The 17,617-nt window shown below is 30.8% G+C and carries 24 protein-coding genes; 23 read left to right on the top strand and 1 reads right to left on the bottom strand.

The window, feature by feature from the left end; genetic code table 11:
* Positions 1 to 246 precede the first annotated feature (246 nt).
* The 9 genes from R1X58_RS12490 to R1X58_RS12450 all read left to right on the top strand — a co-directional run bounded on the left by R1X58_RS12490 (position 247) and on the right by R1X58_RS12450 (position 5,232).
* The gene (locus R1X58_RS12490; RefSeq protein ID WP_240574630.1) at positions 247 to 696 is read left to right on the top strand and encodes a hypothetical protein; all 450 of its coding nucleotides are present in this window, start codon (positions 247 to 249) and stop codon (positions 694 to 696) included.
* A 165-nt stretch (positions 697 to 861) separates the two neighbouring features.
* Positions 862 to 1,314 (top strand): hypothetical protein, encoded by a 453-nt coding sequence (locus R1X58_RS12485; protein WP_240574631.1) that lies wholly within the window; start codon positions 862 to 864, stop codon positions 1,312 to 1,314.
* 209 nt (positions 1,315 to 1,523) lie between these two features.
* Positions 1,524 to 1,901, top strand: coding sequence for a lipocalin family protein (locus tag R1X58_RS12480; protein ID WP_240574632.1), 378 nt, complete (start codon positions 1,524 to 1,526; stop codon positions 1,899 to 1,901).
* Between the two features lie 162 nt (positions 1,902 to 2,063).
* Complete coding sequence (locus tag R1X58_RS12475; protein WP_240574633.1) at positions 2,064 to 2,420, top strand: hypothetical protein; 357 nt, start codon at positions 2,064 to 2,066, stop codon at positions 2,418 to 2,420.
* 159 nt (positions 2,421 to 2,579) lie between these two features.
* Positions 2,580 to 2,996: a hypothetical protein gene (locus tag R1X58_RS12470; protein WP_240574634.1), complete on the top strand. Its 417-nt coding sequence runs from the start codon at positions 2,580 to 2,582 to the stop codon at positions 2,994 to 2,996.
* Between the two features lie 221 nt (positions 2,997 to 3,217).
* On the top strand, positions 3,218 to 3,697 hold the full coding sequence (locus tag R1X58_RS12465; RefSeq protein WP_240574635.1) for a lysozyme inhibitor LprI family protein: 480 nt from the start codon (positions 3,218 to 3,220) through the stop codon (positions 3,695 to 3,697).
* A 166-nt stretch (positions 3,698 to 3,863) separates the two neighbouring features.
* Positions 3,864 to 4,376 carry a hypothetical protein gene (locus R1X58_RS12460; RefSeq protein ID WP_240574636.1) on the top strand — a complete coding sequence of 171 codons (513 nt, stop codon included), beginning with the start codon at positions 3,864 to 3,866 and terminating at the stop codon, positions 4,374 to 4,376.
* Between the two features lie 138 nt (positions 4,377 to 4,514).
* Positions 4,515 to 4,898, top strand: coding sequence for a hypothetical protein (locus tag R1X58_RS12455; RefSeq protein WP_240574637.1), 384 nt, complete (start codon positions 4,515 to 4,517; stop codon positions 4,896 to 4,898).
* 106 nt (positions 4,899 to 5,004) lie between these two features.
* Complete coding sequence (locus tag R1X58_RS12450; protein WP_240574638.1) at positions 5,005 to 5,232, top strand: hypothetical protein; 228 nt, start codon at positions 5,005 to 5,007, stop codon at positions 5,230 to 5,232.
* Here R1X58_RS12450 and R1X58_RS12445 read toward each other — a convergent pair.
* Entirely contained in the window at positions 5,210 to 5,455 is a 246-nt protein-coding gene (locus R1X58_RS12445) for a hypothetical protein (protein ID WP_240574639.1), read from the bottom strand. The genes R1X58_RS12450 and R1X58_RS12445 overlap by 23 nt on opposite strands.
* A 124-nt stretch (positions 5,456 to 5,579) precedes the next feature.
* On the opposite strand from R1X58_RS12445, the gene R1X58_RS12440 reads away from it, so the two are divergent.
* The 14 genes from R1X58_RS12440 to R1X58_RS12375 all read left to right on the top strand — a co-directional run bounded on the left by R1X58_RS12440 (position 5,580) and on the right by R1X58_RS12375 (position 17,547).
* Positions 5,580 to 6,122: a DUF6368 family protein gene (locus R1X58_RS12440; protein WP_317292984.1), complete on the top strand. Its 543-nt coding sequence runs from the start codon at positions 5,580 to 5,582 to the stop codon at positions 6,120 to 6,122.
* 668 nt (positions 6,123 to 6,790) lie between these two features.
* The gene (locus R1X58_RS12435; RefSeq protein WP_240575481.1) at positions 6,791 to 7,354 is read left to right on the top strand and encodes a hypothetical protein; all 564 of its coding nucleotides are present in this window, start codon (positions 6,791 to 6,793) and stop codon (positions 7,352 to 7,354) included.
* Between the two features lie 254 nt (positions 7,355 to 7,608).
* The gene (locus R1X58_RS12430; protein ID WP_240575480.1) at positions 7,609 to 8,232 is read left to right on the top strand and encodes a hypothetical protein; all 624 of its coding nucleotides are present in this window, start codon (positions 7,609 to 7,611) and stop codon (positions 8,230 to 8,232) included.
* Positions 8,233 to 8,517: 285 nt separating this feature from the next.
* A complete protein-coding gene (locus R1X58_RS12425; protein ID WP_240575479.1) occupies positions 8,518 to 8,934 on the top strand; it encodes a hypothetical protein in 417 nt (138 codons plus the stop codon).
* A gap of 159 nt (positions 8,935 to 9,093) precedes the next feature.
* Positions 9,094 to 9,600, top strand: coding sequence for a hypothetical protein (locus tag R1X58_RS12420; protein ID WP_240575475.1), 507 nt, complete (start codon positions 9,094 to 9,096; stop codon positions 9,598 to 9,600).
* 15 nt (positions 9,601 to 9,615) lie between these two features.
* Positions 9,616 to 10,410: a phospholipase D-like domain-containing protein gene (locus R1X58_RS12415; RefSeq protein ID WP_240575474.1), complete on the top strand. Its 795-nt coding sequence runs from the start codon at positions 9,616 to 9,618 to the stop codon at positions 10,408 to 10,410.
* Positions 10,411 to 10,661: 251 nt separating this feature from the next.
* The gene (locus tag R1X58_RS12410; protein ID WP_240575473.1) at positions 10,662 to 11,093 is read left to right on the top strand and encodes a hypothetical protein; all 432 of its coding nucleotides are present in this window, start codon (positions 10,662 to 10,664) and stop codon (positions 11,091 to 11,093) included.
* Between the two features lie 130 nt (positions 11,094 to 11,223).
* A complete protein-coding gene (locus tag R1X58_RS12405) occupies positions 11,224 to 11,463 on the top strand; it encodes a hypothetical protein (RefSeq protein WP_240575471.1) in 240 nt (79 codons plus the stop codon).
* Between the two features lie 10 nt (positions 11,464 to 11,473).
* Positions 11,474 to 11,911, top strand: coding sequence for a hypothetical protein (locus tag R1X58_RS12400; protein WP_240575469.1), 438 nt, complete (start codon positions 11,474 to 11,476; stop codon positions 11,909 to 11,911).
* 675 nt (positions 11,912 to 12,586) lie between these two features.
* Positions 12,587 to 13,918: a TlpA family protein disulfide reductase gene (locus tag R1X58_RS12395; protein ID WP_240575467.1), complete on the top strand. Its 1,332-nt coding sequence runs from the start codon at positions 12,587 to 12,589 to the stop codon at positions 13,916 to 13,918.
* 159 nt (positions 13,919 to 14,077) lie between these two features.
* Positions 14,078 to 15,430, top strand: coding sequence for a TlpA family protein disulfide reductase (locus tag R1X58_RS12390; protein ID WP_240575465.1), 1,353 nt, complete (start codon positions 14,078 to 14,080; stop codon positions 15,428 to 15,430).
* Positions 15,431 to 15,588: 158 nt separating this feature from the next.
* Positions 15,589 to 16,188, top strand: a complete 600-nt coding sequence (locus R1X58_RS12385; RefSeq protein ID WP_240575460.1) for a hypothetical protein — start codon at positions 15,589 to 15,591, stop codon at positions 16,186 to 16,188.
* Positions 16,189 to 16,344: 156 nt separating this feature from the next.
* Positions 16,345 to 16,884, top strand: a complete 540-nt coding sequence (locus R1X58_RS12380; protein ID WP_240575458.1) for a hypothetical protein — start codon at positions 16,345 to 16,347, stop codon at positions 16,882 to 16,884.
* 135 nt (positions 16,885 to 17,019) lie between these two features.
* Complete coding sequence (locus tag R1X58_RS12375) at positions 17,020 to 17,547, top strand: hypothetical protein (RefSeq protein WP_240575457.1); 528 nt, start codon at positions 17,020 to 17,022, stop codon at positions 17,545 to 17,547.
* Positions 17,548 to 17,617 lie beyond the last annotated feature (70 nt).

Here is a 17,617-nt window from a genome sequence, read left to right as displayed (position 1 = left end):
GATTAACTATTTCAATTATAACAGGTTACAGAATATACAAAATTCCTAAAAAATGGAATAACTATTAAAAAACACTAGGTAACATTGTATAAAAATAATGCGTAAGTTTATTCCTTAATCTAAAGTTAGTGCTTGTTTGCTTGCATCTGATTTTCCTTCGGAAAATCCTCGCACTCAAACTACGCACTATTCTTATACGTAACCGTTGTATGTAAGCTGAGAAAACCAATTTTTAAAATGTAAGTTTTGAGAAAAAACATTAAAAAAATTATTGTTGCTTTAATCTTAATTCCAGTATTGGTAGGTATAATTTTTCTTATCTGGCTAAATTCAATATTTGGCAATAAAGAACCTAGCGACAAAAGATTAAAACAATTATTTGAAACTTATACAAAATCTGAATTTCCAAAATCTGGGAAGATATCTGACAAGGACTATTTAAGCGGACTAAACGATGGATGGGAAGCCGCAATTATTACTGTTAATGACACAACTGAATTTGAACATATGCTTAATAGTATAGAGCAAAAACAAATAATGACGAGAAGAATTAGAGGGAAATATGGATTTGGATTCTCTTCTAAATTTGCGTCTGATAAAACGATTTTATTAGATTCTATCTATTATACTAACGAAGGTTTTATCTTGGGATATATAAAAAATAAAAAAATTTTTCTAATTGAAAAAGATTGGTAAATAAAAGCCTACATACAACAATATATAACCGCAATTACGGCGGATTCGACTACGTCCGAATCCACTCGGAATTGCTAACGCCAGTGCTAAACCGTAAAACAAAGTAAACCAAACCGATAACTGTCGGTTATACGAACCGTTAGCTACAATTTCAAAAAACAATAAATGAAGTTTCCAATTCTAGTATTATTAGGTCTATTTAATGTTTGTGTATATGGACAAAATATTGAAGGAAAATTTTGTGGAAAAAGAAAAAAGAACTTCATGGGTCGGGTTTCTCTATGTCTTGATTTTGACGGAAAAGGAAGGTTTATATCAGAAATTATAACTGACATTGGGATTGTTGAAGAAGGTGATTATCAAATTTCAGGTAACAGACTAATCCTGACTTTTGATTTAATTGACAATAGCGAATTTGTCAGGGAGAGCTATATTCTTTTTAACGTAAAAGAAAATGAGAGCTTAAGTTTTGAGGAATATTATAAGGGTTTAATTGGCGTGAAAATCGGTGAAAGAGAAATAAAGGAATTTGTTATTCTAGAGAATGAAAAAGAAAAACTGAAATTGAAAAATGTTAAGACAAAAAAGAAAATTAAACTAAATAAAAACAGTAGCTAACAATACCTAAACGTATGCGGGCTTAAAGGCGAAACCGAAAGGTCTGTGTATATTTATAAAGTAGCTAAATCTTATGGATTTAGCTTTGAACAAAAAAAGAAAAAGCAAAACAATAAGCTTTAGCTATGTCGGCAGATGGAAACGAAAAGTTTCTTTGCCTCCGCACTACGCTTAGCCAGACCGTTGTGCCTAATTTGAAAAATATAAATATGAAAAAACTACTTATCCTACTACTTTTTGTCTGCATTTCAAATACGGCATTTTCTCAATCAAATGAATTAATTGTTGGTAAATGGACTTTTAAAGACGCATATAATAAAGACAAAATTGATGAAGCTGGGTTAGCAATGCTACAATCGGAAATAATCAATAAAATGACTTTTACTTTTAATCATAATGGTGAATTTGAAGCATACATGATGGGAGAAAATCAAAAGGGCAAGTGGGAATTGACAAAAGATTCTAAAAAGATTATTCTCAAAATCCCCCAAGAAACTACGACTGAGTTAACCATTTTAAAACTAACTGAAAAAGAGTTGGCTTTAAAACTTGGGTTAGGGGAATTCCTAATGACAAAAAATATATAAAAAACTAGGCACAACATTATATAACCGCAATTACGGCGGATTCGACTAGGTCCGAATCCACTCGGAATTGCTAACGACAGTGCTAAACCGAAAAACAATATAAACCAAACCGATAACTGACGGTTATACGAACCGTTGTGCAACATTTGAAAAAACTAAAATATGAACTATCCAACTTTTGATTTATTAAGCGGTTCTGAAAAAACACAAATAGAAATTCGTGATTTAATAGATTCGCAATTAAAAACTGCTGAAATACAATCAAAAACGTCTGATAAACAATATAAGGTTTCTATATTTTTAACTGTTGCTGCTATCATTATAAGTTTAATTCCTATTGCGACTGAATTATTAGTTGATAAGCCTAACTATAACGAATCCATAATCCGACTAACTGAAGCCCAATCAAAACTAACTGAAAAAGTATCAGATATGTCCACTTATTTACTCGACCTTCAGAATCAAGTGCAAAATCTGGAGAAAGAAAATGAACGACTGAATAAAGAGCTGAAGAAGTAAAAACGTTGCACAACACCGTATATAATTTATGCTTAATTTTTCTCATAATTTAAAGTTTAATATTTTTAATAATCTATTTGTTACGACTGAAAATCCTGCGGATTTTAAGCCGCACAAATCATATACAAACCGTTGTAAAACATTCTAAAACAAAGTATAGTGGAGAAAACAGAAAAAACTAAAATAGATTTAAAAATTCAAGATAATGGATTCTTTTACTTTTATATGGATATATCAAATCCTATAACAGACAAATCCGCTTTCGATTGCAAAGTAATTATTGACACAGGAGCAGATTGTTCTTTAATAAAACCACACTTAGCAAGTGCGTTAGAAATTAATTCTTATGGAAAAACAAATATATTAAATCCATTGTCTTTAGAAAAAGAAGAAACAAACGCTTATAAAGTGCATTTGTATTATGAAAATATGGTTATACCTGAAGTAAAGTGTTTAGAAATGAAAGATTTAACATACCCTGCTGATTTTATGATAGGAGTAGATTTATTTAAGAATTTTGACTTTCATTGGGATTCAGAGTGTAGAAAGGCTTACATGGTTTTTCGGCACTACTAAAAGGATACCTGTGACCATAAACTTGCCATGATTGTAAGTTTTCTAAATCAATATCATCTTGATGTATATTAATTACAACTATATCTTTAGAATTAACCGACATAAAAAACGTTTTACAACAGCGTATAAAATTAATACGCTAAATTAAATTAGTGCAATTTTTTATAACAACGTCTCGCGCACTAATCTTATACAAGACGTTGTGTATAATTCCCTAAATCATGAAAACAAAACTATTTTTACCGCTCCTACTCCTATTTATATCTTGTCACAACACTGAAAAAAAAGACAAGATTGATAATATTTCTGACCCTGATAAAGCTTTAGTACAAGAGGTTACTGATTACAAAATGGCATTAGACAACTTGACTAAAATAAATCAGGAAAAACTGGATACAGGAATTGGTATGTTACAAACAGAAAAGGCTTATTACTCCCAATTGGATAGCATGCTGAATATTGTCTATAAAGACCTTATTATTACATACAACAAAACCAACTCCGAAAACCTAATAAAACAACAAAGGCAATGGCTTAAGGAACGAGACGCTTTCTTCCTAAAAATGCAAGATGAATACCAAAAAGAATCAGGTGAAGTTGACTTTTTACCGAATGATTTTAAACTAATGGTATACGGTGAGAAATGTTCATTTGTAAAAGAAAGAGTCCTAACTCTAATAAATTTATTTGCAAAAAAATAACTATACACAACACCATATAAAGTTTATTGCTTCGGATTTTCCTAACGGAAAATTCTTGCAATTTCACTATCTTGGTTTCTTAAACCGAAAATCCTCACGGATTTTCACGCAACAAACCTTATACAACCCGTTGTGTGCAATTTGAGAAATACAGTATAAACAAGCTATGAGTTTTGTCCCAATTTTAAATGCTAATGAAAATATTCAATTAGAAGTTATACCTAAAAAAGGAATAATGCTACACGCTAATGACCTTTTTAAAATCTTTACCGGAATCTTTATTCTTACCATAGCTTTTACAGTTGGATTTACTGAACATATTGGATTTCTGGCATTTGGAATAATAATTCTATTTCTTATGCTAAAGGCGGTTTATAACAGGTATAATAATACTAACGGAATAACATATTTAATCACCAACGAAAGAGTTCTGTTCTTAAAAAATGGAAACATTATAAAACAGAAAGAGTTTAAAAACATTAATGAAATCAACTATGAAAATAGTGGAAATGATAGAGGATATATTATATTAGGAGAAGTTGAAGATTTATTTGAAAATAGAGGAATTAGTTTTGAAGAGGATATATGCGTTCTTGATAATTTAACTAATTACAAAGAAGTCTCTACCTTATTAAAGAAGTTAATGGAAAATAAAAAAACTGCACACAACACTATATAACCGCAATTACGGCGGATTCGACTACGTCCGAATCCACTCGGAATTGCTAACACCAGTTCTTAACGGAAAAACAAAGTAAACTAAACCGATAACTGACGGTTATACGAACCGTTGTAAAACATTCTAAAACAAAGTATAGTGGATAAAGACTATAAGAAGATAGCTGAAGAAATAATATCTATAATGAAGTCTAATAAAGGTATTGCTTATTTTAGAGACAATGAAATAGCTAAAATCAAATTAGGATTTTCAGAAAAGAGAGAAATAATGACTATTCTTCGTGACGAATACAATCTAGTTAAATTCAAAGATATTAGTGGTGGAGACACTAAGTATATATTAACTAAAGGCGCTTATAAATTCAAATCATTTTCAGAATTAGAAAAAGAAGAAAAAAGAGAAAAAGACGTTAAAGAAATTATTGAAAATAAAACAATAGAATCATTTAAGTATGGTAAGTGGGGTTTTTGGCTAGCTATAGCGTCTCTGTTATCTTCAATATTAATGTGGATATTGAAATGATAAAAGCAATTAAAGCTATGTAAAACTGGACTTTTGGATTGTCTATAAATAAACTGACCTTACTCTTGTGTGTATTCGGATTTTTTAAACTCATAACTTAAATATAATGGATAATAAAGTTAATTACATCATAACAGCTAAATCAGAACAACATCCAAACGTTGTATTACAAAACACCACTAAAGTTGATGATAAAATCGAATGGAATGATAATTTTTATCGTGTTAAAGAAATAATAATTGTAAATCCAGACGAAAACATAATTGAGTTAAGATGTATAAATGTTACTAATAAAAATAAAAAGCCTTTAATTAGACGTGTTGCGAATCTTTAAGGTCATTTAGCCATTGTATGTACAATTTAGCGTCTTTAACCAATAATTCAGTAGCCGAAATCAAATCGTCAATAGTTCCTTCTCGATATTCTTTCGTGATAAAAGGGAAATTGAAATTTGATATTTCTCTAACTCTTTTGTCTATTCCGTCACTCCAAGCGCCAAGAGTTCTTTCATCGCTACTTAGTTTATCTAAAGGATTTGTTTTAGCTACCCAACCCATAATAAAAACGTTTTACAACAGCGTATAAAATTAATACGCTAGATTAAATTAGTGCAATATTTTATAACAACGTCTCGCGCACTAATCTTATACAAGACGTTACCACACATTTGAAAAAAACGCAATGGGAGGATTTACAAATCTGATTTATTTCAAAAATTACTTATCTGAACAATCAAAAAGTCTGATTAGAGAAACAATTGAATCCTGTGGAGAATTTGAATTGGAAAATGACTTGGATTATGATATAAGAGTTGAAAATAATGGAGAAGATTGCCCTTTCCGAATTTATTACTCGGATGCGGAACAGGACGAGGACTTTGACTCGGAATCAAAAGCTGAATTTGAAAAAAAGCTTGGTTTTATTCCAAAATGCTACATCGGATTTATGGCTTGGACTAACAAAAAATTCGGACATAAATTTATTGCGGAATTGATGTCCAAAGTAATGGAAATTGAAAACGGATTTGTGGATTTTTCGGCAGCAATTGACCCTGATTTTACAGAAAACAGAGAGAAAATAAGAAAGTTCGTTTCACAGGTTGGCGGAAAAATAATGGAATTGGAATATAAAACAGGAAATGACCAAATTTGGTTCACCCATTTGGCTGACAAAGAATTTTTAAATAATTGGATTGGACATAAAAAGTTCTACATTCCGAAATAAAAAACGTGTGGTAACAACGTATATAAAAAATTGCTATTTTAGTTCTAAACCGATGGAGGTTGCTTGTTTTGCTACTTCTGATTTTCCTGCGGAAAATCCTCGCTTACAAAACCGCAACTTTCCATATACAAACCGTTAGGTGCCATATGGGCAGCTATAAGGTCAAAACTTACCGAATGAAAAGCCTTAAGAGGAACGGATAAGGGCTATGGACATCTTAAAATTAGTGGGATATAAAAGCCTGAATGGCATTTTACTCAAGCACTGGATGCTGAGCATCATGGAGAGTACCACGGTGTTAGACTATCCAAATGTGGTCACATTACTAAGTGCTTGGTCGAAGTTCGTAAAAAAATTTGACAAAGTCAAGGGTTTAGAACGCCATACCCACTGATATTAAGAAACTTACAAAGTTATTTTCACCTTCAACCCTTAGACGGAAGGCAGTCTAAAAGTAAAAGGTCTGGGGATTCGTTTCGTTTTGATCTTAAAATGATTTGCAAGCCGACCATACGGTAGCCCTCTATTTATTTTTTGGTTGATATTAGAAAAATAAAAATACGGCACATAACACTATGCAAAATAAAGTTTGCAGAGGTCTGGCCTTATTTGTAGATTGGTTCCTACAAACCTAACTTTGCACATACCGTTGGCAGTAATTTGTGCAAATGAAAATATTATCCCAATATCTATTATTACTATTTATAATAATTTCATCTTTTCAATGTTCTACGAAAAAAGAGTCATTAACTCCAGAAAAGATAATTGGCCAAATAGAACCAATAGAAGGCTGGTCTGAATCAAAAATAAACCGACCTAATTTTTATGTTTATAAACTTATGCGAGATTCAGGATATGCCTCAATTGCTATAAGTAAACAAAAAGAACTTCTATTTGGAAAATACAAAAGTTCTGATTTTCAAAATATAAATGAGTTACTATCAAATTATACTGATTATGAATTAAAATCCCAGTTTCACCATTGGGAATCTAAAGATGAAAGGGCAATTCCAAAATTAATAAGTATAAGAAAAAGTTCCTTAGGTGAGTATAATTCTCTTCAACTTCAAACGGAATATAATATGAATGGTAAAGTATTAAGTGTAGACTATGAGATTTTGCTAACGAATAAAGGTTGGATATCAATTGGATGTTCTTACGCAAAATTGGAAAAAGGGCTGTATAAAAATGAATTAGATTCAATTGTAAGAAATATTGGAATTAAAATATAAAAACTACTGCCAACACAGTGTATAATTCATTGCTTCCGATTTTCCTCACGGAAAATCCTCGCAATTTTGCTACCTTAGTTTCTTAACACGAAAATCCTAGCGGATTTTCACGCAACGAAACTATACACAAACCGTTGGCATTAATTAAAAAACAGGATAAATAAAAAAATTTAGATTAATACATCAGGATTGGGGATAATTTATTTTCCAAAAAGGTGTGTTGTTAGCTTTGTGAAAGATGAAGATTATTAAATATGAATAATTATAATATTTCAAAATTTTTAAAAGAATTAATAGTTGCTTTACTTCTTGTTTTTACATTAGGTATTACGATTTATAAAATAAAATCTCATCAAGATAATAAGTATTGGGATAGTGTTGATAAAGAACAAACAATAACTACAGTAACAGGTTATACTTCGGGTCCAAAAGCTAGTGGTAGTGCTGTAGCCACTTATATTGTTAATGATAAGGAATATTCTGTTAGTATAGAGGAAAGTTATGTATATGAAGAAAAATTTCAATTAGAGTATAATAGAGATAATCCTTCTGAAAATAAAATATATAGAGAACTCCCTGTCTTCCAAGAAGGTGAGTTAGTAAATTATACTGTAGGAAAACTAGTAAGTTATAATAGTTGGTTTTTCAGAAATATGGTTTATAAATTTTGGATTGAAGATAGATTTTATGTAGAAGGTCAATATCAAGAAGAAGATTCAAATACAAAATATACAAATGTTGAAGAGGGGCAGTTATTTGTTGTAGAGTATTGGTTAGACAATCCTAAACGTTCAATAATCCATTTAGATAAACCTGTAAAGTATATTAGTGAATGGTGGAAATATAAAGTAGATGAAAATGGTGAAACTCATAAATAGAAATTTTAAAGATGGAGGATTATATGAGAAAGGTCTTGGATATAGACATATAACAATATCCTCGATTAAAACTAATGCCAACACCGTATAAAATTAATGTGGCTTTTATGGTTTAGACAAAGTTTAGGTTTATTTATAAAGTCCGCTTAAACTTATTTGAGTATTTTCCGTCGACAAAAATAAAAACACTAAATAAGTATAAGCTTGTGGCTCGGCTGACAATCTTGCGGTAGTCCTCCTCCCACACTAATCTTATACAAACCGTTGTAATTAATTTGTGAAAACATGAAATATCTTTATATACTAATTATCAGTTTTAGCCTCTTAAGTTGTGAAAATAATGATGACAATACTATAACTGACCCAGGAGGATTTTCAAAATTTTATATTAATAATCAAAGTGATTCGAACCTCAAATTAGAATTTACATTATCTGACGATTATTCAAACAAACAGGAAAGTGAAATAATTCAAAGTAAAGGATCAAAAATGATATTTGAAGGGGGAGTTATAGGTCTAAGCCCAAAACCTAACGAGGTTTTTAATGAATTTAAGTTTTATACAACAGACCCTAATACAGAAACCTTAATTCTGACTATTTCACCTATATTAAATTCGGACTGGACAATAATCGATAATTTGAATACACCAAAAAACTTTGATTTATTCGAATTGAGAATTACGAATGAGAATTTAAAATAAAAACTAATTACAACACCGTATATAAAAAATTGCTAGTTTTAGCTAAACCAATGTTAGTTGCTCGTTTGCTAGCTTCTGATTTTCCTTCGGAAAATCCTCGCACACAAACACGCAACTTTCCATATACACACCGTTACCAGCAATTAAAAAATCCAATATATGTACAGAGTAGATAGAAGAAACTTTACTATAGATGATGAGATAGGTCCTCCTGATGAATCATATCATGAAGGAGAAGGGTTTGATCAGACAATAGAGGATGCTCTTGAAGCAAGAAAACCTGAAGGTAATAATGCCAATAGAGGAAATGGTCTTTTTGTATTCCCGGAGCTATCAGATGCTTTAAGATTTTCTTGCGTCATGACTAATTCAAAAATCTACAAAGTTCAAGGTCTTCTAGACACAGTTGTATATCACAGAGGAGATATGAACTGGACAGAGGTAATGAATAGATTTTTAGGCAGTGAAGAAACTTTGAATGCTCTTGCAGACCTATACTGGGCAGGTAATAAAACTTTTAAGCCTTGTTGGGAAGTACTAGTGAATAAAGTCGAAGTAGTTTCCGTGCTAATCCCAAATGAAAACGAGAGAAAATCTGCTTGCTATGAATATTCACAAAATGGTCAAAATGTTGAACGCGTTAACTTTTACAAAAACAATCTTTAGCAAAGCAAATTCAAAATGAATTTAACTGACTTCACACTAAATAGTATAAAAGAATTCATCTCGGGTGATTGTGAACTAACTCCTTATCTAAGCGGTCCTAAAATTATCAAGCTGTTCAATGAAGTCGGTATTCGTGATATTTATGATGGAGGTATGCCTGAAAATGAAAGTAGGAATGCATATGTCTACAAAAAATTAAAGGAAATTAATGGAACAAAAAACATTATTACCTTAATTGAATTGGTTTTTGATCCACGACATTTTGCCCAAGATGAATCGTTGATAATAAGTCAAGCCGTTGAAAAAATTAATCCTTTGCTTACACAAGACGGTTATCGTATTGAAGAGTTTGAGGGAAAATATAAAATTGTAGGTGCTGATTTGCCAGAAGAAATCGAAGTAGAAATTCACTTTGAGGATATTCAAAATCAAATCGTGGAACAAATAAGGAGTGCAAAATTCACAATTTGGGTAGCTGTTGCCTGGTTCACAGACAAAGTTTTGATGCAAGAATTATATAATCGGTCTAAAGATGGTTTAAATATTAGATTGGTTGTTTTTGATGATGATATAAATAATCAGTATGGATTTAAATATGAAAATGTTTTTGAAACAAAGCGAGTCAAGCCAAGCGGAATTTATAAAAACATTATGCATCATAAATTTTGCATTATAGATTTTAAAACTGTCATACATGGATCATATAATTGGACTAACAAAGCAAGATGGAATAAAGAAACTATCTCAATTGACTATGGCAAAGAGATTGCCGAAAAATTTGGGAATGAGTTTATTACATTAATAAAATAAAAGCTGGTAACAAAGTATATAGCAAATAGGGCATTCGGTGGGTTACGAAAGTTCAGTGCAGTTTACCAACACCGCCAAATCGTTGATTTGGCTTTTAAAATGAATAAGATAAAAACAAAATACAACGCTTTGGCTCAGTGCAAATCCGAAAGTTCATCGCTTTCTACTGCCCTACTTGCCATATACTAACCGTTAGCAACAAGCTTTGCGCAGCACACATCAAATATTGACTATTGAGGAAAACAAGATTAATGAAAAATATATCTGAAAGACATAAAATTGTATTCATCAGTCTAATTATCTATTTAGTTTCATTGACACAGAAAACTTATTGTGTAGACAATGACTGCGGAGATTATTGGAATGGATATTACTTATTGATCTATGGATGGGTTGGACTTATCGTTGGGGGGGCTGGTTATTGTTGGATTGCAAATCCTCTTTTGATATTATCTTGGTTATTACCAAAAGATAAAATAAAGACATCTTTGATTTTTAGTGGCATATCAGCATTTTTTGCAATTATTTTCTTGTTTTTTAGCGAAATAATGAAAGATGAAGCCGGACATTATGGACAAATAACAGGATATAAATTAGGATATATATTGTGGCTCATCAGTACCTTGATTACATTTATTGGATTCATATACTTAATAAAAAAGCCAGTTGCTAACAAGTGGTAATAAGGCATGGTGGGGTTCTGTGGTCGGTAGTTACGGCGGATTCTCACCAGATTCCTCTGTCCATGCGGACAGGTAATCGGGCGACAATCCACCACGACCTCATACCACAACCGTTATAGCCAATTTTGAAATGATGGAAATTACTGTTGACAATATCAGATTTAAGACAATAATAGCAAGTGACATTGTGAGGAATGGACTTGGAATTGAACTTTGGGATAAAGATGAAATAGTCGCTGAGATTTTTAGAAATGATAATTTAAAGAAGATTCAATTCTCAACATTCCGAATTGATTTACCATTGGAGATTTTAGAAAAATTAATTATCGAATTCGACAAAGAGATAGGTCGGAATTTTCAAGAAGAATAAACAAAATATTGTGAAAGAAATAACAATCGAAATAGAATCAGAAAATGAATTGTGGTCACTCTTTGACAAAAAGCACGATTACATTTTTATTCATAAGTTTAATCCAAATGAGGTAATTGAATGGTGGAAATCGGACATAAAAATCAAACCTGATTTTGAATTGAAAAACTTATCAGTTCGCAATATGAAGTTTGATTTACAAACAGACTTAAATGGACTAAAAGAAATATTAAAACTTCAAACACGACAACTAATCATTTATCAATTTGACAAGCCTGTTCCAGATACTTTATGTATTGAAACACTACCCGAAAAATCAATTTTAAAAATTCTAAAAACTAATGGATTAAAACACAAATATTTCATTGATTATGAATTTGTAACGATAAATAGTTTTGACGAAAATTTTGTAAAAACGATAATTGAAAATAAAAAAAACTGGCTATAACACAGTACATATTGCAGGTCGGGGTTCGGTGGTACGCCAACTGCGGATTCTCGCATCGCAGTTCCATGTCCTTCGGACAGGAACGCTCCCCGATATCCGCCCCGACAACATGTACCAACCGTTGGCATTCATTACTGAACTAACGCAATAGATGAACCTAAAACATTAATGATTTTATGAATGATTTGAATACTCACCCTAAAGAATTTAAGTGGACTAAATCAGTAAGACTGTTGAATTTATTTTGTGCTATTATTTGGGGCTTAAGTTTAGTTGTTAGTTTTGAATCTTTTAGATTTTTGGGAGCATATTTTTTTGCATATTTCTACCTTTGGTTTTATTTATTGTTTATTATATTCGAGTTTAGATTTATAGTTCTTACAAAATCTAACCTCTTAAAACATTTGACTTCCAATTGGATTGTTCTATTTGGATTTTTTGCTCCAATTCTGATTTTCTTTTTTTATTGGGGATGGTAGAAAATCAAAAAAATAAAATAACGAAATGCCAACACCGTGTATAATTCATTGCTTCTGATTTTCCTCACGGAAAATCCTCGCAATTTTGCTACCTTAGTTTCTTAACCCGAAAATCCTGCGGATTTTCACGCAACGAAACTATACACAAACCGTTACCACCAATTAAAAAAAGATAGTATAATTTGAAAATAAAACTATGAAAAAATTAATCCTGACACTTACAATTAACTTATTAATCGTAAGTACAAATATTGCTCAGATTCCACCAGAAGCATTTCCTTTAACAAATTCATTATCTGGCTTGTGGCGGAATGGGGAAATAGATAAAGCTATTGAGTCATCTTTGGAATTATATAGACTTTATCCACCCATGTTTATAGATAGGATTCATAATACACTTGCCCAACAACTGGAAGACGATTCACAACATTACGGGTTAACATACCTTGAACAATTATTGAATAAAGAAAATCAAGAGATTAATAAAATTATTGCACCAATATATCTTTGGAGTAAAGCAATTGTTGCTAAAGAAGAACAAGAACTTACAAGTATAAAACAAGAGTTAAAAAAATTACAAAGTGATAGTTCTAATTATGTATCAAAATTAGAAAGATATAGCCTTTTGATTTTAAAAGAATTAGATAGTAAAAACGCAACCAACAATGAATATCAAGTTGAAATAATTGAAAAGAATATAAGCAGTTTAAAAACATATCCTAACATTATTCAAATTGTAACAGACAGAAAAGAAAGTGAAAAACGTGCATGGCATCGATATTTAATAGCTTATAGTTATAATTACTTATATTCAAATGTTAGTAATAAAGAAGAATACTTAAAAGAAGCATCTGATTTTAGTCCAGACCTAAACGACAGATTAAATACAAGGGCCTATTTCCATGATGCAGCACTTCTAACTGGCAATCCAAGACAAATTGGTTACAAAACAAAATATCAAAAATATTTAGTTGATAATAATCGTAAAAGCGAGGCGTTAGATTTACTTAGTGAAATAACGTTTGGAGAACCTTCAGATTATAATCTTAATTTACTCAAAGAGCTTTATAAAATCACACAAAACGATAAGGCTTTTAATATCTACTGGGAAAGTTATATACACTATAAGGGAAAAACTGCACCGCAGATTAAAATACAATTTGAAAAGGAGATGTTAGATTTAACCCAAAAGTCTGAAAACTGGATTTATATTGATGTTTGGGGGACTTGGTGCAGCCCTTGTCGTAAAGAATTACCTGAACTACAATCTTTATACTCAGAAAATCAACAAATGGAAAATTCCAAGCTGAAAATCTATACTTTCTCGTTTGGTTCTCAAAACCTTTCTGATTTTATGACTGAGAATAATTATACATTTCCAGTGAGCGAGATTGACAAGCAGACAAATGATTTGTTTGAAGTATCAGGATATCCAACTAAAATATTGATTTCCCCAGAAGGCAACTTTATAAAAATTCCTTTTGGCGTAGATTGGAAAACATATATTAAAAATTACACAATGATGTAGAAATAACTGGTGGTAACAATGTATATAAAATATGCGAAATAGTAGTAAAATCAAGCTTTTTGGCTCATATCAAACTTTGTGCTTAACCGAAAATTAGCACTTCTAAATCGCCTACTTTTCATATACTAACCGTTGTAGCACATTACGAAAATCATAATAATGAAATCAAAATATATTTTATTAATTGCAATTTTATGTTTGTTAAATGGTTGCAAAAAGCAAAATGCAGGATTAAAGATTAAACTAAACTCAAAAGACAAATTAGACACACTTTATATTTCTGAATTAATTACAAAAAAACCGATAACAAAAATTAATAAGGACGATAAAACAAAAACTATTCAATTAGACGCACCGACAATTGCAAGTATACATACAAAGAATGAAGACAAGAGTTATTTAACAATATTAACTCAAAATAGGAATCTAAATATATCTTCTAAACCTGATTCTTCTTTAACGACAAATGACAAAAGTGATTCTTTAATTAATTATCTATGGAGAAGTAATTTAGACTTCATACAAAAAAATAGTTCGTTCATATTTACAACAAAAAACACGGATTCTATTCTAAATATATTTGAGAATTTTAGACAAGACAGGGAAAAAGAAATTAATAAATTCAAAGAGCAATTTAGTCCTGAAGTTACTGAAATTCTTTATTTTCAAAACGATGCTAGGATTTATTCCTTTTTATTCTGGCTTGGCAGAATTTCTAAAAGATTGCCATCAAATAACAATTATTTTAACTTTATTGAGAAGATTCCAAAAGCTACTAAGACGTTAAAATCTCTTCCCGATATTTATCTGTATAAATACGAAGTTGAATATTTAAGAAAAAATCAAACATTAGAAAGTATCCCCGATTTTTTAAAATTTATTGAGGACAAAACTAAGCATAAAGATTTATCGGATTTTTTAAAAGCGAACTATATCAAAGCATTGATTGAAATGCCTTCGTATTGGGAAAAGCACGAGAAACTATTCAATACAGAAGTTTTAACTCAAACTTTAAACTCTGAAAAGACTAATCTTTATTACAATTTAATAGAACAAACATCCTCTTCTTTTTACGCCTCACAAAATGGTGAAATAGCCTATTTGTTTAAAGCAGAGGATAAATTTGGAAATCAATTCAACTTAGAAAGCTTGATTGGAAAAGTAATTTTCATTGACACTTGGGCTACTTGGTGTGGTCCTTGTATAAATCATAGACCTAAAGTATTAGAATTTGCAAAGAAATATAAAAATAATAATGAAGTGAAAATTTTATTAGTTTCTGTAGATTCTTCAAAAGACAAGTGGCTTTCGTTTTTGGATAAAGAAAATGAAGAATATGGACAAAACTTGTTTATACAAAATGGGATGCGAACCGAATTTGGCAATAACTATAATATAAAGTCTATCCCGAGATATATACTTATTGGAAAAGACGGAAAAATAATTAACTCAAATATTAAAGAACCTTCATTGTTAATTGAAAAAGAAATTGAAAACGCATTGAAAGAATAATAACGTGCTACAACAACGTATAAAATTAATTGCTTGGTACGAGCCTACTTACGAAAATCCTCGCGGATTTTCTATTCGGTTTGAATTTGCTAAATTCGTTGCTTAACCACGCAACTAATCTTATACAAACCGTTGTGCGTCATTTAAGAACTACCTAGATGAAAAGAAAATTTCCGATTTTAATGTTAGTTCTTAGTGTTTTAATTAGCTCATGCGGACAAAAAAATAAACACAAACCAAAGAAACAAATAACAGAAGGAATAGAACCACTTGGAATGATTAAACTCTATAAAAATATTGACAATAAATTACATTATTGGGAAACCTGGGATAAAGACACTAAAACTGGAATTGTTCATTGGGGAGAAATCGGAAATAAAGGTCTTAATAAAGAAATTAAATCTGGACTTTTCGAAAATTATGCGACTAAAATCCGAAAAGAAATGGAACAAAAAATAAAAGAAGGCTATTCGGAATTTGACGATGAAAATTATGCCTTTTTAGAAATTGAGTACAAAATAGACGGATTTGGAACTGAGGAAGATTTGGATAAAAGACATCGACTCGAAGACAAAATGGCCGAGATTTTGGGCTGGACTGGACTTGGACATACTGACGGCGGAAGTATTGGAAGCGGAACAATGGAAGTTGGTTGTATGGTAGTGGACTTTGAAATAGCAAAAAAAGTCGTTGAAGAAAGTTTAAAAAACACCGAGTTTGAAAATTACACAAGGATTTTCAATATTGGAACTGAATAAAAAAACGAACGCACAACACTGTGTAAAAATAATTGCTTGGTTCTAGCCTACTCGGAAAATCCTGCGGATTTTCCTCTGGTTCGTTCCTTTTTTAGTAAGTTAGTTGCTCGCAAACGCAACTATCCTTACACACACCGTTAGGCAACATATGAAAAAATGAACGTAAACCAACAAAAATCAGACAAACAATATGCTGCTTATTTAGCAAGAAAGTTTTTCAGGGGACAAATTTCAAAGCGGGAAATTTTAGACCAGTTCCCTGAATTTGACAAGGATTTTAAAATCAGACTTTTGTTTGACCGAATTACTAAAAAACCAAGGCAAAGTTGGTTGTTCGGAATTTCAAAAAAGGCCTATCAAAAATTCTTGACTGAAACCTATGAAATAATTGAGGACTTAGAAACTGGAAAGCTGAGATTTAATACAATGAAAAGGCTATTCCAAGAATTGTGGCTTCATTCCGATAATTGTGCTAAACCAATTGAACATATTTCAATTTTACTTTTAGAAGTTGCCAAATCAACGACTAACTCAAAGGAAGAAATAAGAAAATATTTGAATTTATTGATTGACAAAAAGATTTTAAAAAGAATATCGGAAAAACGATTAATTTATGAATTCACAGAAAGCGGTAAGAAAATCAAAACGGATTCTGAAATTGAAAAAATAATAAAAACGTTGCCTAACACCGTATAAAAATAATGCTTAGTTTAGTTCTTAATCAAAAGTTCGTGCGTCTTTGGTCACTCTGATTTTCCTTCGGAAAATCATCGGACACAAAACCGCACTATCCTTATACACAACCGTTGGCAGTAATTTGAAAATCGAAATATGAAATTAACTTTTTTCCTGATATTATCGTTAAATGTACTTTCAGTAAAATGCCAAAATTCGGAACTGAATGAATTGATAAATCAAATTTATAAAGATATTTTATTGGAAAAGGACAATTATTTTGTTCAGGATAAAAGTATCGAATATTCAATTGGAGATTTTGAATTACAGAACTACCAAAAACGAGATTTAAAAAACGCTGACCCAAACTTTCCGATTGACCTTATTACTCATCCGCCAACTGAATTAAATCAAACCGACTGGAAAAACCTCCAACTTCCGAAAACGGAGTTCAAAACGGAAATGGAATTAAGCAATCCTATTTTTTTGGATAAGCACAAAGTATATTATGCTTTTTCAACCCCAATTTTTTCAAAAAATAAAGAATATTGTATAATTACAGTATCTACAAATTATAATAGTGGTTCTGAATATAGAAATTATGTTTTAAAAAAAACGAGTCGAAAGTGGAAAGAAATATTCAATTTTATTTCAAAACAAACCAAAAAAACAATTTATCATTAAAATAAAAACTACTGCCAACACCGTATAAAAAAAATTGCTAGTTTTAGCTAAACCAAAGTTAGTTTCTCGT

Source organism: Aestuariibaculum lutulentum, from assembly GCF_032926325.1.
In the GTDB taxonomy this organism is placed as follows: domain Bacteria; phylum Bacteroidota; class Bacteroidia; order Flavobacteriales; family Flavobacteriaceae; genus Aestuariibaculum; species Aestuariibaculum lutulentum.
The sequence above is the reverse complement of the archived record's forward strand: the minus strand, read 5'-3'. Positions and strand labels throughout refer to the sequence as shown.